This is a genomic window from Vibrio sp. 14N.309.X.WAT.E.F5 (genome assembly GCF_030397615.1).
Classification (GTDB): Bacteria; Pseudomonadota; Gammaproteobacteria; order Enterobacterales; family Vibrionaceae; genus Vibrio; species Vibrio lentus.
Genome location: NZ_JAPNXR010000032.1, coordinates 1 through 16,509, shown reverse-complemented (window position 1 = coordinate 16,509; position 16,509 = coordinate 1). Strand labels below are relative to the sequence as shown.

15 protein-coding genes are annotated in these 16,509 nt (G+C 43.7%); 11 read left to right on the top strand and 4 right to left on the bottom strand.

The window, feature by feature from the left end:
- Positions 1 to 89: 89 nt before the first annotated feature.
- Positions 90 to 971, bottom strand: coding sequence for a DUF481 domain-containing protein (locus OW495_RS22460; RefSeq protein ID WP_102300392.1), 882 nt, complete (start codon positions 969 to 971; stop codon positions 90 to 92).
- Between the two features lie 176 nt (positions 972 to 1,147).
- On the opposite strand from OW495_RS22460, the gene OW495_RS22455 reads away from it, so the two are divergent.
- Genes OW495_RS22455 through OW495_RS22445 form a run of 3 tightly spaced genes read left to right on the top strand, consistent with a single transcriptional unit; the run spans position 1,148 to position 4,858 of the window.
- A complete protein-coding gene (locus OW495_RS22455) occupies positions 1,148 to 2,539 on the top strand; it encodes a replicative DNA helicase (protein ID WP_162929952.1) in 1,392 nt (463 codons plus the stop codon).
- Positions 2,540 to 2,543: 4 nt separating this feature from the next.
- The gene (alr, locus tag OW495_RS22450; RefSeq protein WP_198599801.1) at positions 2,544 to 3,629 is read left to right on the top strand and encodes an alanine racemase; all 1,086 of its coding nucleotides are present in this window, start codon (positions 2,544 to 2,546) and stop codon (positions 3,627 to 3,629) included.
- Positions 3,630 to 3,649: 20 nt separating this feature from the next.
- Entirely contained in the window at positions 3,650 to 4,858 is a 1,209-nt protein-coding gene (locus OW495_RS22445; protein WP_102514038.1) for a BamA/TamA family outer membrane protein, read from the top strand.
- Between the two features lie 117 nt (positions 4,859 to 4,975).
- Here OW495_RS22445 and OW495_RS22440 read toward each other — a convergent pair whose 3' ends face one another.
- A complete protein-coding gene (locus OW495_RS22440; RefSeq protein WP_102514039.1) occupies positions 4,976 to 5,395 on the bottom strand; it encodes a secondary thiamine-phosphate synthase enzyme YjbQ in 420 nt (139 codons plus the stop codon).
- 326 nt (positions 5,396 to 5,721) lie between these two features.
- On the opposite strand from OW495_RS22440, the gene pgi reads away from it, so the two are divergent.
- Positions 5,722 to 7,374 carry a glucose-6-phosphate isomerase gene (gene pgi, locus OW495_RS22435; RefSeq protein ID WP_102514040.1) on the top strand — a complete coding sequence of 551 codons (1,653 nt, stop codon included), beginning with the start codon at positions 5,722 to 5,724 and terminating at the stop codon, positions 7,372 to 7,374.
- A gap of 139 nt (positions 7,375 to 7,513) precedes the next feature.
- Here pgi and OW495_RS22430 read toward each other — a convergent pair whose 3' ends face one another.
- Both OW495_RS22430 and zur read right to left on the bottom strand, forming a co-directional pair.
- The gene (locus tag OW495_RS22430) at positions 7,514 to 7,975 is read right to left on the bottom strand and encodes a chemotaxis protein CheX (protein ID WP_017059940.1); all 462 of its coding nucleotides are present in this window, start codon (positions 7,973 to 7,975) and stop codon (positions 7,514 to 7,516) included.
- Between the two features lie 17 nt (positions 7,976 to 7,992).
- The gene (zur, locus tag OW495_RS22425; protein WP_017107163.1) at positions 7,993 to 8,451 is read right to left on the bottom strand and encodes a zinc uptake transcriptional repressor Zur; all 459 of its coding nucleotides are present in this window, start codon (positions 8,449 to 8,451) and stop codon (positions 7,993 to 7,995) included.
- Positions 8,452 to 8,765: 314 nt separating this feature from the next.
- Here zur and dusA point away from each other — a divergent pair, with 314 nt between their 5' ends.
- From dusA to OW495_RS22390, 7 genes are all read left to right on the top strand, one after another.
- Complete coding sequence (gene dusA, locus OW495_RS22420) at positions 8,766 to 9,746, top strand: tRNA dihydrouridine(20/20a) synthase DusA (RefSeq protein ID WP_017107162.1); 981 nt, start codon at positions 8,766 to 8,768, stop codon at positions 9,744 to 9,746.
- Between the two features lie 234 nt (positions 9,747 to 9,980).
- Positions 9,981 to 10,202, top strand: a complete 222-nt coding sequence (gene pspG, locus OW495_RS22415) for an envelope stress response protein PspG (protein ID WP_102514041.1) — start codon at positions 9,981 to 9,983, stop codon at positions 10,200 to 10,202.
- A 135-nt stretch (positions 10,203 to 10,337) separates the two neighbouring features.
- Positions 10,338 to 11,006 (top strand): TIGR04219 family outer membrane beta-barrel protein, encoded by a 669-nt coding sequence (locus OW495_RS22410; RefSeq protein WP_065104300.1) that lies wholly within the window; start codon positions 10,338 to 10,340, stop codon positions 11,004 to 11,006.
- A 190-nt stretch (positions 11,007 to 11,196) separates the two neighbouring features.
- Complete coding sequence (locus tag OW495_RS22405; RefSeq protein ID WP_004735813.1) at positions 11,197 to 11,427, top strand: hypothetical protein; 231 nt, start codon at positions 11,197 to 11,199, stop codon at positions 11,425 to 11,427.
- A gap of 123 nt (positions 11,428 to 11,550) precedes the next feature.
- Positions 11,551 to 13,416: an assimilatory sulfite reductase (NADPH) flavoprotein subunit gene (locus tag OW495_RS22400; RefSeq protein ID WP_102514042.1), complete on the top strand. Its 1,866-nt coding sequence runs from the start codon at positions 11,551 to 11,553 to the stop codon at positions 13,414 to 13,416.
- Positions 13,416 to 15,143 carry an assimilatory sulfite reductase (NADPH) hemoprotein subunit gene (cysI, locus tag OW495_RS22395; protein WP_102514043.1) on the top strand — a complete coding sequence of 576 codons (1,728 nt, stop codon included), beginning with the start codon at positions 13,416 to 13,418 and terminating at the stop codon, positions 15,141 to 15,143. The genes OW495_RS22400 and cysI overlap by 1 nt, the downstream gene beginning before the upstream one ends.
- The gene (locus OW495_RS22390) at positions 15,136 to 15,912 is read left to right on the top strand and encodes a phosphoadenylyl-sulfate reductase (protein WP_017107158.1); all 777 of its coding nucleotides are present in this window, start codon (positions 15,136 to 15,138) and stop codon (positions 15,910 to 15,912) included. Before cysI ends, OW495_RS22390 begins: the two co-directional genes overlap by 8 nt.
- The last annotated feature ends 597 nt before the right edge of the window (positions 15,913 to 16,509 follow it).

The window sequence follows — 16,509 nt, the reverse complement described above, 5'->3', positions numbered from 1 at the left end:
AAAAGCTTACAGTGATCCATAAGCTCTTATTGCTGAACAGGTCGTTCTCAAGGTTAGAAGTGGCCTTAAGATTAGAACTGCTCCTGAGACTAGAATTGAAAGAGCAGGTTAATCGACAGCACAGAGTCTTCTTTGCTTAATCCATTCGGTACCTTATCGTGGTACTGACGAGAATGAGCAATCTTCAGTGCAATATTGTCAGTAATATCGTTGATCGCTTCTAATTCAGTATCAAATTTCAGGTTACTGTGACCAGATACTAACGTCACATCGGCTTTGAGCTGTAAATTCTTCAGTACTTGCCATGACGTGTTCACATTGCCACGGAAAATGGCTTCCTCAACAATCTCAGGAAAGATGATGTCATCGTCGTCTAATTCATCGAGATTCGGTTCTTGGTAACGAAAACCAGGGCCCACTTCGACTTCCAGCACAAACTCTTCTGTATTTGAAAATTGGTAACCCAAACCACTAGAAACGGTATAGTCCTTAAAATAAGCACTATAGCGTGAGTCGACACCTTTGAAGCTGCCGTAGAGGTAGGTTTTTGGACTTAACTTATAGTCACTCTGAGCTGAGTAAGTCGATTGCCTTTTGTCTTCTTCACCATCTTTGTAGAGGTTGTAGTATTTCCATTCGCCACTGGTTCTATGACGGCCAGTCGTATACTCACCATTTAGGCGGGCATTTAACGATCGAGAATCAGAATTACCAGTATGCGACTGATATCCAAATTCGACTTCAGTCTTTAGCGGGTTAGGCAGTTCTGTGTCACTCGTATCACTCGGTGCGATATCCATATCTTTTTCAGGTGTCGGTGCAACGACGATCGGCTCAGCAGTAGATTCTGGTACTACTATCGAGTCGAGGATTGCATCAACAGAGGCTTTAGCATCATCCGCTAAGGCCAACGGAGTGCTCAGGAGACCAATACTCAGAATACCAGTGCTCAGAGCCAATGATTTGGACACACATACCTCTAGTTATACAGTGAATGAATGGAAGGATCGTAATGCTACCCTTGGTTAATTCCGTCAGCAATAGGTAAATTCTTACTGAAGAATAAAACAATCCCCGAGGATTGCATTACAAATGCATGTTCTTGGGTATAATGAACGATCATTATTAGTTATTGAGTGTAGTCATAGTGGATACCAGAAGTCAGAAATCAGCCAGCGATCAGGTGGACGCCATCAAAGTCCCACCACATTCATTAGAAGCTGAGCAATCTGTTATCGGCGGTTTGTTGCTGGACAACGAACGCTGGGATACGGTTTCAGAAAAAGTCGTGAGCAAGGACTTTTATAGTCGCCCTCACCGTCTGATCTTCGAAGCAGTAAAAGATATCCTTGAAGAAAGTTCTCCTCTGGATCTTATTACACTCTCTGAACATTTAGAGTTGCGTGAGCAGCTCGAAGAAGTCGGCGGTTTTGCATACCTTGCCGACCTTGCTAAAAATACCCCAAGTGCGGCGAACATAAACGCTTACGCAGATATCGTGGCGCAACGTGCATTGGTACGTAGCCTGATTGGTGTTGCGAATGAGATTGCCGATTCTGGTTATGACCCTCAAGGCCGTACATCAGAAGAGCTTGTTGATCTGGCTGAGAGTAAGGTCTTTGCGATTGCAGAAGGCCGAGCAAGTGAAAATGAAGGTCCACAAAACGTTGATAGCATTCTAGAGAAGACTCTGGAACGTATCGAAATCTTGTATAAAACGCCACAAGATGGTGTGACTGGTGTCGATACTGGCTTCAACGACCTCAACAAGAAAACAGCAGGCCTACAGGGTTCTGACTTAATTATTGTTGCTGCGCGTCCATCGATGGGTAAAACCACCTTTGCGATGAACTTATGTGAAAACGCGGCGATGAAACAAGACAAGCCTGTTCTGATCTTCTCTCTTGAGATGCCAGCCGAACAGCTGATGATGCGTATGCTTGCATCACTTTCTCGCGTAGACCAAACCAAGATTCGTACCGGTCAATTGGATGATGAAGATTGGGCGCGTATTTCATCGAGTATGGGTATTCTTATGGATAAGAAGAATATGTATATCGATGATAGCTCGGGTTTAACACCAACAGAGGTGCGTTCGCGTGCTCGACGTATCGCTCGTGAGCATGATGGTATCTCTATGATCATGATAGATTACCTTCAATTAATGCGTGTACCTTCATTGTCTGAAAACCGTACCTTAGAGATCGCTGAAATTTCGCGTTCCTTAAAAGCCCTTGCGAAAGAGTTGAACGTGCCGGTTGTTGCACTTTCTCAGCTTAACCGTTCCCTAGAGCAACGTGCTGATAAGCGCCCAGTAAACTCGGATTTGCGTGAATCAGGTTCTATCGAGCAAGATGCCGATTTGATCATGTTTATCTATCGTGATGAGGTTTATAACCCAGACAGTTCATTGAAAGGCATCGCTGAGATCATCCTTGGTAAGCAACGTAACGGTCCGATCGGTTCGGTTCGTTTGACATTCCAAGGTCAACACTCCCGATTTGATAACTATGCAGGTCCTGCATTTGATGATGAGTAAGTTAATGACTTATATGAAAGCAGCGACAGCGAGCATTGATCTCGGTGCATTGGAACACAACCTTCAACTGATTAAGTCAAAAGCACCTAACTGTAAAGTTATGTCGGTTGTGAAGGCGAATGGCTACGGTCATGGTTTATTGCACATCGCTAAACATTCTAAGAACTCAGATGCCTTCGGTGTCGCCCGTATTGAAGAAGCCTTGCAACTTCGTGCTGGTGGCATTGTTAAACCTATTTTGTTACTGGAAGGTTTTTACTCTTCGGGTGATTTACCAATATTAGTGACCAATAACATCCAAACTGTGGTGCACTGTGAAGAGCAATTAAGTGCGCTAGAGAATGCGGAATTAGAAACACCAGTCGTGGTATGGCTAAAGGTAGACAGCGGTATGCATCGCTTAGGTGCTCGTCCTGAGCAATACCAAAACTTTGTTGAGCGTTTGCATCAATGTGAGAATGTAGCGAAACCTCTTCGTTACATGAGCCACTTTGGTTGCGCTGATGAACTGGATAGAACAACTACCGTTGAACAGACTGAGCTTTTCTTATCTCTCACTGACGGTTGTGAAGGTGAGCGCTCACTTGCTGCCTCTGCTGGTCTATTAGCTTGGCCTAACAGCCACCTTGATTGGGTTCGCCCGGGAATCATCTCTTACGGTGTTTCGCCTTTTGCTGATAAATCAGCAAAAGATCTAGGCTTTAAGCCTGTGATGACCCTGACGTCACACCTGATTGCTGTTCGTGATGTCAAAGCCGGTGAGAGCGTTGGCTATGGCGGAAACTGGACCAGTGAGCGTGATACCAAGGTTGGTGTTATCGCTATCGGGTATGGTGATGGCTATCCACGCATGGCCCCTAACGGAACGCCAGTGTTTGTAAACGGTAGAAAAGCACCGATTGCAGGCCGTGTTTCCATGGACATGCTAACGGTCGACCTAGGTCCTGATGCTGTAGATAAAGTCGGTGATGAAGCGACTCTGTGGGGTAAAGATTTACCTTCAGAAGAAGTGGCGGAACATATCGGCACTATTGCGTATGAGCTGGTCACTAAGCTGACTTCGCGCGTTGCGATGGAGTATGTGAAGTAGCTATGGACCTTGTAAAGTAAATGGTGTTCATGCGAACGACACGACGCTGGCTAATGTCAGCTGTGGCATTGCTCAGTGTCAGCTTTTCTTCTTCCGCTGTGAGTGAAGAAAAAGATACTGCCTTTGTCCCTTTCTATTTCAGTACTGAGACGATGGGTAACACCTTTGGGGTTGCTGGTGTCGCAAAGGGTGTTTGGCAGCCTCAAGCCGCTTTGTTTGGGATGGCGCTCTATTCTGATAAAGACAGCTATGTTGGCTTTTTATCTGCTTTCAACTTTGCACTTTCTGAGAATGTTTTATTCAGTACTCAGATGTACCAAGCGCGCTTCAACGACAATCCTTATTACATTGGCTCTCAAGGCGATAACGATTCATCCATTGATGATAAAACCATTGCCGATGGTTTAGAGCAAAATTATCAGTTTGAATTTAAGTATTTGCTACCTTGGGGCAATGTTGCAGAACATGGCTTGTTAGGGGCTTTTCAGCCAATCAAAGATGTTAGCTTTGCCTCACCTGTCGATTCGGGTGTCAGCTCGATTATCTTCACACCTTTTTATACCGCTCGTGAGCTAGAAGGTTTAAACAACACGGAAGAGGCGACAGGCTTTAGTCTGGCTTTGGATTGGGATAACCGTGATAGCACACGTAACCCAACTAAAGGTTCTCATACTAACCTTGAGTTCACTACCGGTGCCGATAGTTGGTCTAACGATGACTTGTGGTTGAAGTGGACGTTCCAAAACAGTCAGTATTTCGCATTAGGCCCTTTAGGCGACTTGTTTGACCAACAAGTCGTGGCACTCGATTTCTATACCGCTGATACACCAACTTGGGATAACTGTTCTGGGCAGGATTGCGCGCGTCCACCTGAGACAGAGCAAGCTCGACTTGGTGGATTATATCGATTGAGAGGCTATACCGGTGGACGTTACCACGGACGTTCTGCAGTTCATTATTCAGCGGAATATCGAGTCATCCCTGATTGGCAACCGCTAGGTGATATTCCTTTAATTAACTATTACGATTTGCCTTGGTGGCAATGGGTGGCGTTTGCTGAAGTAGGGCGCGTTGCGGATGAGTACGATATTAAAACACTGCACACCGACATGAAATGGAGCCTTGGTGGCGCGGTTCGCTTCCAAGTAGAAGGGATTGTTGTTCGTGCAGAATTAGCGCGAGGCGGCGACGAAGGAACTTTTCGGGTCATGATAAACCAGCCCTTCTAAAGCTTTCGGTCTATGGTAGGCCAAATGCTATTTTTATAAGAGTGGTCGTGGAAACACACCACTCTTTTTTATTAAGAAGATATTATTTTTATTAAGAAGATCTCGCTTTTAAGCCGTCTACTCACCTTGAATCGTAGCAATCACAGTGCGGCTTCCACCACAATCTCGGTGCTCACCTAAGTAAACACCCTGCCATGTTCCTAAAGCTAAACGACCATTAGTGATGGGTATTGTCACACTTGTGCCAAGTGTTGATGCTTTAATGTGAGCCGGCATATCATCATCACCTTCATAAGTGTGTCTGTAGTAAGGGGCACGTTCGGGTACAAACTTATTAAAGTGCGACTCCATATCGGAACGAACGGTAGGATCTGCGTTCTCATTTAACGTGAGACTGGCAGAGGTATGTTGAATAAAGAGATGTAATAAACCAACAGATAGAGAGTTGATATCGTGTATCTGTTGTTCAATTTCATCAGTAATGAGATGGAATCCACGCTTTCGTGCATTTAGGTGTATAGTCTTCTGAATCCACATACGCCATCCTTTATAATGTATTTGGAAAAAAAGTGGTTTAACGCTATCTTTTGAACTTGAATTTATCAGGTATCGCTCACATTTAATTATGTTAGAGCTAGAGTCTGTACCGATTCTTCTATCAGGAAATCTAATCCTGATTTATCTCAAGGTACAGCTCTTCATATGCGGCATAATACGTCGTGAAAAAAAATTACAAAGAATCTTTCAGTGGTGACGCGGTTTGGTCATCACAGAAAAATATAAACTTTCGCCTAATCGGGGGTTCTACTCATCACTTAAGTGACGTTTAGAATAAAACCTACAGTAACATCGGGATAGATACCATGTTGAAAAATATCAACCCAACGCAAACACAAGCGTGGAAAGCTCTAACTGCACATTTTGAGTCTGCTCAAGATATGGATATGAAAGAGCTGTTTGCTCAAGATGCAAAGCGTTTCGAGAGCTTTTCTACTCGTTTCGGTTCTGACATCTTAGTGGATTACTCTAAGAACCTAGTTGACGCTGAAACTATGCAGCACCTATTTGCTCTTGCAAACGAGACAGAAGTTAAGTCTGCAATTGAAGCGATGTTCGGTGGTGATGCAATCAACAAAACTGAAGGTCGTTCAGTTCTTCACACGGCTCTACGCAACCGTAGCGACAAGCCAGTAATGGTTGATGGCAAAGACGTAATGCCTGCTGTTAACGCTGTACTAGCAAAAATGGAACTGTTCACACACCGCATCGTTTCTGGTGAGTGGAAAGGTTACACAGGTAAAGAGATCACTGATGTCGTCAACATCGGTATCGGCGGTTCGGACCTTGGTCCATACATGGTGACTGAAGCTTTAACGCCATATAAAACTCGCCTAAACATGCACTTCGTTTCTAACGTAGATGGCACTCACATTGTTGAGACACTTAAGCCGTTGAACCCAGAAACTACGCTGTTCCTAGTGGCATCTAAAACATTCACTACTCAAGAAACAATGACGAATGCACACTCTGCACGTGATTGGTTCTTGGCTGAAGCGGGTGATTCTGCACACGTTGCTAAACACTTCGCAGCACTATCAACAAACGCAGCTTCAGTGGCTGAGTTTGGTATTGATACTGACAACATGTTTGAATTCTGGGATTGGGTTGGTGGTCGTTACTCACTATGGTCTGCGATCGGCCTTTCTATCTCACTGTCTGTTGGCTTCGATAATTTCGTAGAGCTATTAGATGGCGCTCACGAGATGGATAACCACTTTGCTTCAACTGAGTTTGAAAGCAACATCCCAGTTATCCTGGCGCTTATCGGCATTTGGTACAATAACTTCCACGGCGCTGAGTCAGAAGCTATCCTACCTTACGATCAATACATGCACCGTTTTGCTGCTTACTTCCAGCAAGGTAACATGGAGTCGAACGGTAAGTTTGTAGACCGTGAAGGCAATCCGGTAGAGTACCAAACAGGTCCTATCATCTGGGGTGAACCTGGTACAAACGGCCAGCACGCTTTCTACCAACTGATTCACCAAGGCACTAAGCTGATCCCATCAGACTTCATCGCGCCTGCAATCAGCCACAACCCAGCATCTGATCACCACCAGAAGCTGATGTCTAACTTCTTTGCTCAAACTGAAGCGTTAGCATTCGGTAAGACAAAAGAGACAGTAAAAGCTGAATTCCTAGCGGCTGGTAAAACAGCAGAAGAAGCAGCGGAGCTTGCTCCTTTCAAAGTATTTGAAGGCAACCGTCCAACGAACTCGATCCTTGTTAAACAAATGACTCCTCGCACTTTAGGTAACCTAATCGCGATGTACGAGCACAAGATTTTTGTTCAAGGCGTTATCTGGAACATCTTCAGCTTCGATCAATGGGGCGTAGAACTTGGTAAGCAACTAGCAAACCAAATTCTTCCTGAGCTTGCTGACGATGCTCAAGTAACATCTCACGACAGCTCAACGAACGGTCTAATCAACGCATTTAAAGCGCTGAAAGCTTAAGACTGTTTAAGTAACACCCAGTAATAACTGTAAACGCCAACCTTTCGGTTGGCGTTTTTTATGTCCGTTGATTTTACGGCAATAAAAAAGGCTGACGTATGCACGTCAGCCTTTCGTTTTTTTATTTACTCGATTGTCTCTATTCGAAACAGATCTCGATGAAGGCATTACCCCATTGAGATGAGAAAGGCATGATGATGATTGCTCCGTCACACTTGTGACGAATAGTGTGGCCTTTACCTGAAACAACGATAGGCGTTGCCATATCGAAATCAAATCCGCTTTCTGCAAGAATACGTTTTGCGCCGCCAGTCACCATGTTAGTGATTTCACCCACCATATCGGTCACTTCTTCGTTCAAGCCGTTCGGGCGCTCACCCAGCATGTTTTCCATGATTTCTAAGGCAAGACCTTCATCAAAGGTGATCGACATTGAACCACGAGATTGTGTGCCCACCATGCCAATTAGGCCGGATACATCACCACGAGCTATTTCGTCTTTCTTAACTCTCGGTTTTTGTGGCTTCAATTCTAGAGAAGCCATCGTTTTTAATACATTCATTAAAGAAGCTAAAAACGGGTTTACAAATTCAGCGCGCATAATGTTCTTCTATAATCTTATTCTTTCATATCAGAGGAGCAAGTTTGGCATACACCATGAGATTCAATAACGTGATTCGTTAATTGAAAACCGTGCTTCTCCGCGTTGTTAGCGAGTTGAGTGATAAGAGCATCGTCTTGTAGCTCTATGACTGTCCCACATTTATCGCAGATTAATAGCTGCGAAAAGTGTTGGTTTGCATTGCATGAACAGCAACATATGAAGCTGTTGGTTGACTCAACTCGATGAATGAAACCTTGTTCCAACAAAAAATCTAAAGCGCGATAAACTGTAGGAGGTTTGGCTTGCGGTTCACTCTGCTTTAATTGCTCTAACAATTCATAAGCACTGGAGGCTTTTTTATTAGAGAGGATGAGCTCAAACACACGCTTTCGTTGGGGAGTTAGTCTAACTCCTCGTGATGCGCATATCCCTTCAACTTGCTCTATCAATGTGTGGTCCAAATTTTTCACCATTCAATCGGACATCCCTAATCAAACACTATTTCTAGGTTACTTTATTTTGGGAGCCAATGATTTCTATTAAAGTCAGGTACAGAGCGTATTGTGACCCACGACTTTGAATAAGACAAGGTAACTCAAAATGACATTGTGACTCAAGGCATAACTGATTAATGAGGCTGAATTAGAGATCTGGTGAATAGGTTTATAAAAAAGTGTGAGGTAAAGTTCATATAGCACAATCAAGGCATAGCATTTACAATAGCCGCCCTTGCTTTTGCTGGGTATTCCAGCATATTTTTTTTGACTCGCTACTAGGGTACTTTGCCATGACACATTCATGTAGGTTGTCCGTCGCTCCAATGCTCGATTGGACTGACCGCCACTGTCGTTACTTTCACCGTTTGCTTTCTCAGCAGACTCTTCTGTACACGGAAATGGTAACCACAGGTGCGATCTTACATGGTAAGGGCGACTTTCTAGAATATAACGAGCAAGAACATCCGCTTGCACTTCAACTTGGTGGTTCAAACCCTGTTGATTTAGCTGCTTGTGCCAAGCTTGCTGGAGAGCGTGGCTATGATGAAGTAAACCTAAATGTAGGTTGTCCTTCAGACCGAGTTCAGAATGGTCGCTTTGGTGCATGCTTGATGGCTGAACCTGAGCTGGTGGCAGATTGCGTATCGGCGATGAAAGAAGTGACTGATATTCCAATTACTGTGAAAACGCGAATTGGTATCGATGACCAAGACTCTTATGAGTTTCTGACTAAGTTTGTTTCGACGGTTTCTGAAAAAGGCGGCTGTGAGCAATTTACTATTCATGCTCGTAAAGCATGGTTGAGTGGCCTTAGCCCGAAAGAGAACCGCGAGATCCCACCGCTAGATTACGATCGTGCATACCAAATCAAGAAAGACTTCTCTGATCTGGTGATTGCTGTGAATGGTGGCATTACTACTCTTGAGCAAACTAAAGAGCACTTGCAACACCTTGATGGTGTGATGATCGGTCGTGAGGCTTATCATAGCCCGTTTATCTTGGCTGAAGTTGATCAACAGATTTTTGGTTTGGATACGCCAATTAAGAAGCGCTCACAAGTAGTTGAAGAGATGTATCCGTACATCGAACGTGAACTTTCAAACGGTGCAAGCCTAGGGCACATCTCTCGTCATATGCTTGGTTTATTCCAAAGCATGCCGGGCGCAAGACAATGGCGTCGTTACATCAGTGAGAATGCGCATAAGAAAGGCGCGGGCATTGAGGTGGTGCAGACAGCATTGGCTAAGATCCCTAAAGAGCTAAACGTATAACCTCCCTCTAGGTTAAAAGTTCGAGCTTAAAAGCCCAAGATTTAAATCTAAGGTTAAATTCGCCATTAGAGGCTAAATTTACCATTGATGGTTTCTTTAAAAGCCACGCATTAAGATGTGTGGCTTTTTATTTGCCTGATAAGTAAGGGTTTTATTGTTTTTACTAACTTGGTATGGAAGCTGCAATGTTAGAAAGTAGGAAAGATAGGTCATTAACTCATTAGGGAGACCATTATGTTTGAATTAATCTTTGTTCTTATTTTCGTCGCAACTCTACTTGTCACTGGTATCACGTTTATGACGGTATTGGCTGCAACCGGAGTCGCGTTAGCAGTCATGTTGGTTTTAGGTATGATGGGCGTCGTGTTTAAGTTGCTGCCTTGGTTAATCGTAATTGCATTGGGTATCTGGTTTTTCAAAAACTTTGTACACAGTTCTAACCAAAGACGTTCCTAAGGTCATGGTGTCGTCAAATCTTTGAACGTCAGCGGTTTATCGTTTGAGAATTTAAGATGTGTGATAGAATTTTCCCCAATAATCTATGAATGTGCATACAATTAGCACAACGATATGGAATTGGAGCTATCTCAAATGAATAAAATGCCATTAATTGCTTTAGTGGGAATGCTATCTTTAAGCTCGGCAGTATCTGCTGAAGAAGAGTTTTCTTACACGGCTAAAGTCGGTGCCGATATGTGGTGGGGAAGTACAAAGCTAAACGAAGTTAGACAAGATGATGATTCTAACTCTCCTTCGTTGTATTTCGCATTTGAGCATAATGCCCCGATGCTACCAAACGCTAGTTTTCGCTATACTTCTGTCGATGCGGATTCATTGGCCTTCGATAAGTACGACTACACCTTCTATTACACATTGTTAGATCACAAGCTGATGAACTTTGATGCAGGTGTGACGTTTACTCAGTATTCAAACTCGAATTACATCGAACCGAAAACAGGCGGCGCTCAAACAAGCTTTGATGAATTTACTTGGAGCTTCTACGGTAACGCAGAGATCAACGTTCCTGACACCAACTTCGATATCATTGGTACGATGGAGTTTGGTGATAGCAGTGGTATTAAGAGCACTGACTTGATGGCGGGTGTTCAGTACCGAATTCCAGTATCAGAATCTGAAATTGCCCTGCGTGGTGGTTACCGTGTTATCGATCTAGATTCGGATGAGTTCTTTAGCTCTGATCTAGGCAAGAGCTTTGTCATGGTAGATGGTTGGTTTGCTGGCGCTGAAGTGCGCTTCTAAGCTATTCAAGCTCATTTAGAACAAATTTTAAGAACGTCACTTTATTAAGTGGCGTTTTTTATATCTATTGATTATATCTTTCTGGAATTAGTTAGCACATTCATCACTTTCGACCATCCTTAATACAGAGAGCTAATTAGCGTCTATTCTTAAAAGGGCTATGTTGTGAGGTCAAAGCAAGGGATGGAATATGACACTCAATGAATTACGAAATTTATATCGAGAAAATCTGTTGGTTGAAGCGATCATAGAGCCCTCAATTCAAGAGGGGTCTTGGGTTGTGGAGTTTCGCCATATGGGAGGCGGCTTTGTTTTGCTTACTGATGTTCATGGTGAAGAGTGTCATTACGCGGATTTAGACCTAGCATCTAAGTCGGCAATGGCGGTTGGCTTTCAACAAGTTCGTATTGAAAACCAGTAACTAAATTGACGTTTCAATCGGTTTTTACTTCCAAAAAGTTATAAAACATACTTTTCTATTCTTTCTTGTTATTAAAAGGAGTGGTTAATCTATCGTCACGCAATGATTAGGGATGTCGTGACCATGTCTTTAAATAAGAAAGAGTCTTCACAAAATAATAATGCACAGTCTGGGGCTAATGAGTTACCTGGGCTAGCAGCACCACTTAATGACCAACAATTGGGTCATCTTCAGCAAACTGTTTCTGAATTATCTTCTCAACAACTGGCATGGGTCAGTGGTTACCTTTGGGGTGTGAGCCAAACTCAGCCTGTGGGTGCCGCCGCGCCAATCGCTCAAGCAGCCGCTGCAGTAGCCGCAAAACCTGCGGGTAAGCTCAGCATTATCTTCGCATCCCAAACCGGTAATGCGAAAGGTGTCGCCGAATCGCTTGAGGCAGAAGCGAAAGCCTTAGGGATTGCTGTCGAGCTTTTCGATGCAAGTGATTATAAAGGTAAGAACCTAGCCAAAGAGACACACGTCATTTTTGTGGCTTCAACCAATGGTGAGGGCGAAGCCCCTGATAACGCTATTGAGTTGCATGAATTCCTTCAATCGAAGAAAGCGCCAAAATTATCAAACCTACAATACGGTGTGATCGGTTTAGGTGACTCAAGCTATGAGTTCTTCTGCCAAACGGCTAAAGACTTCGATAACTTCCTCGCTAAGCTTGGTGCTAAATCGTTTGTCGACCGTCTTGATTGTGATGTTGATTACGAAGAGTCAGCAACGGAATGGCGCGCTAAAGCATTAGAGCAAGTAAAAGAGACGCTATCGACAGGCACTGAAGCCGATGTAGTTCAGTTGCCCGTCGGTCAAGCGGCTGCCGGTCATTCGCAATACACCAAACAAAACCCATACTCCGCGACACTATTGACGAGCCAAAAGATCACCGGTCGTGATTCGGGTAAAGATGTTCGTCACATCGAGATTGATCTTGATGAGTCGGGTATTACTTATCAACCGGGTGATGCGCTAGGCGTGTGGTTTGAAAACAGTTCAGAACTCGCAAATCAGATCCTTTCTAAGGTTGGGTTGTCTGGTATCGAAAGTGTCGATGTCGATGGTGACAACTTATCTGTCCACAGTGCACTCGTCAGTAAATTCGAGATTACATCTTCAAACCCTCAACTTGTGACTAAGTTTGCTGAGCTATCAGGCAGCAAGAAGTTAATCAAGCTGGTGGAAGATAAAGACAAGCTTCGTGAATACGCGGGTAACACTCAAGTTGTCGATGTTTTAGCTGAGAAGAAAACTAAGCTATCGGCTGATGAATTGATTGGTCTACTACGTAAGCTGACCCCGCGCCTCTACTCTATTGCATCAAGCCAAGCTGAAGTGGATGAAGAAGTTCACTTGACGGTAGGTCTGGTTGAATATCAAAAAGGCGAAGAGTCTCGTTTAGGCGGAGCTTCTAGCTTCTTAGCTCAACGCCTTGAAGAAGGTGGTGAAGTGAAGGTGTTTGTTGAGAACAACAATAACTTCAAATTACCACAAGACGACAATACACCAATCATCATGGTCGGCCCGGGTACCGGTATCGCACCGTTCCGCAGTTTTGTTCAAGAGCGTGAAAACAATGATGCTGAAGGCAAAAGCTGGTTGTTCTTCGGTGACCGTACCTTTACTCAAGATTTCTTATATCAAGTTGAATGGCAGAAGTACCTTAAGTCTGGTGCGCTAACCAAGCTTGATGTTGCCTTTAGCCGTGACCAAAAAGAAAAGGTTTATGTTCAAGACCGCTTAATCGAACAAGCAGAGCAGGTTTGGCAGTGGCTGCAGGAGGGCGCGTACTTCTATGTTTGTGGCGATGCGACTCGAATGGCGAAAGATGTTCATGAAGCGTTAGTTACGATAGCGGAAAAACATGGCAATCAGAGCCGCGAACAAGCTGAACAATATATTAATGATTTACGCAAAGCGAAACGTTACCAAAGGGATGTGTACTAATGAGCAAGCAAGTAATAGAGCAAGAAGTGCTAGGTCAAGTACTGGGACCTTTGGCTGACAATGAACGTCTGAAGCGTGAAAGTAAAAACCTTCGCGGTACGATTGAACAAGATCTTCAAGACCGTATCACTGGTGGTTTTACCGCAGATAACTTTCAACTGATCCGTTTCCACGGTATGTATCAACAAGATGACCGTGATATTCGTAATGAACGCACCAAGCAAAAGCTAGAACCTTTACATAATGTAATGCTGCGTGCGCGTATGCCAGGCGGCATCATCACTCCTAAGCAATGGTTAGCGATTGATAAATTCGCAGATGAAAGCACCTCTTATGGTTCTATTCGTCTTACAACTCGTCAAACGTTCCAGTTCCACGGTGTGTTGAAGCCGAACATTAAGTTAATGCACCAAACACTAAACAGTATTGGTATAGATTCAATCGCGACTGCGGGTGACGTAAACCGAAATGTTCTATGTACGACAAACCCTGTTGAGTCTGAGCTTCACCAAGAAGCTTACGAGTGGGCGAAAAAGATCAGTGAGCATCTATTACCTAAGACACGTGCTTATGCTGAGATCTGGCTAGATGGTGAAAAGCTAGCAACAACGGATGAAGAACCTATCTTAGGTAGCAACTACCTACCGCGTAAGTTCAAGACGACAGTTGTAATTCCTCCGCAAAATGACGTCGACGTTCATGCTAACGATCTTAACTTCATCGCGATTGCTAAAGACGGAAAGCTGGTGGGCTTTAACGTATTAGTGGGCGGTGGTCTTGCAATGACGCACGGCGATACTTCTACTTATGCACGTAAAGCTGACGACTTTGGTTTTGTGCCATTAGATAAAACGTTAGATGTAGCAGCTGCGGTGGTAACGACTCAGCGTGATTGGGGTAACCGTTCGAACCGTAAGAACGCAAAAACCAAATACACACTAGACCGTGTTGGTATTGATGTATTCAAAGCAGAAGTAGAAAAACGTGCAGGCGTTGAGTTTTCTGAAAGCCGTCCTTATGAGTTTACTGGCCGTGGCGATCGTATCGGTTGGGCGGAAGGCATTGATGGTAAGCACCACTTAGCGTTATTCATCGAAAATGGTCGTTTACTTGATTTCCCAGGGAAAGCGCTGAAAACAGGTGTTGCTGAAATAGCGAAGGTCCACAAAGGTGACTTCCGCATGACAGCGAACCAAAACCTAATTGTTGCAGGTGTACCTAAGAGCCAAAAGGCAAAAATTGAAAAGCTGGCACGTCAATACGGTCTGATGGATGATGCCGTTTCCGAGCAGCGTAAAAACTCAATGGCTTGTGTGGCATTCCCAACGTGTCCTTTAGCAATGGCAGAAGCTGAGCGTTTTCTTCCTGAGTTTGTAACGGATGTTGAAGACATTCTGAAGAAACATGGATTACCAGAAGAAGATAACATCATCCTTCGTATCACAGGCTGTCCAAACGGCTGTGGTCGTGCAATGTTGGCTGAACTTGGTTTAGTCGGCAAGGCGCCGGGGCGTTATAACATGCACTTAGGTGGCAACAAAGCCGGAACTCGTATCCCGAAGATGTATAAAGAGAACATCACTTCAGCTCAGATCTTAGAAGATATTGATTCGCTGGTGGGACGTTGGGCTACGGAACGTAACGACAATGAAGGGTTCGGTGATTTTACAATCCGAACTGGCATCATCGAAGAGGTGATCATTTCAAAGAGGGATCTGCATGCATAATTCTGTCGCTTCAAAACTGAAGTTAGCAGAGCTACTCGCATTGACTAAGACGGAGCAAATACTTCGTCTTGGACAAATCAATGCTGAGTTAGAGCAGCTAACCGCATTAGAAAGAGTTAAGTGGGCACTAGAACATTTAGAAGGAACACATGTAGTGTCTTCTAGTTTCGGAATCCAAGCAGCATTGATGCTGCACTTAGTGACTCAAGCCAAACCCGATATTCCAGTTATTCTTACGGACACTGGGTATCTATTCCCGGAAACGTATCGATTTATAGATGAGTTAAGTCAGAAGTTGACTCTAAACCTTCAAGTCTTTCGCGCACAACAGAGCTCTAATTGGCAAGAAGCGCAATATGGCAAACTTTGGGATCAAGGTATAGAAGGGATAGAGAAGTACAACAAACTTAATAAAGTTGAACCGATGAGAAGAGCGCTAGATGAACTCGAGGCCGGCACTTGGTTTTCAGGCTTGCGAAGAGAGCAATCTCAATCGCGTGCAAACTTGCCAATCTTATCTATCCAAAATGGTGTGTTTAAGTTCTTGCCAGTAATTGATTGGACAAATAAAGATGTTCATTATTACTTAGAAGAGCATGGCCTTAGTTACCACCCACTTCGTGAGCAGGGGTACCTTTCTGTTGGAGATACTCATACGACTAAGAAATGGGAACCGGGTATGACTGAAGAAGAAACCCGTTTCAATGGTCTGAAACGAGAATGTGGTCTCCATGAAGACGATGGAGAGCAATATGGTTCTGGGATTTAGACTCATTGCCATTTAAAAAGCTGCCTCAAGGCAGCTTTTTTAGTTTCTAGGGGATAAAATTAAAGCGATTGTGGATAAGTCTGTGGTTATTATGTAGGTACTTTGTAGTTAAACTTGCATAAATAAGGCTTTGGGTGTTTATCCATCATCTAACCGTTATTTTTGCAATTTTCGGTAATAAACACTTGCCAATGTGAGGAACATCTCTATAATGCCGCCTCACTGACACGGTAGACGCCACAAGGCTTCAGCGAAGAATGTTAGTAAGGCAACTAGCTTTAAGCGATAATTCGCTTCTACTTTTAGAAAGTAGAAATTAATTTTTAAAAGTGTTTGACACTGAGAATTAAAACGCTAGAATAGCCGCCTCTTCCGAAGTGATGCAAGTCACAATGAAGAGAAGCTCTTTAACAATTTAAACCTATCAATCTGTGTGGGCACTCGTTGATGAATATCAAAACGTTTTATCGTTAGATAAAACAGATTCTTCGGAATCAAAATTGATTTCAATGAACTGAGTGACCAATACGTTTAACTACTTGTAGTTATTCGGCACAGTCAATTCATTACCATTCTGTTGGAATGGTAATAGCTTTA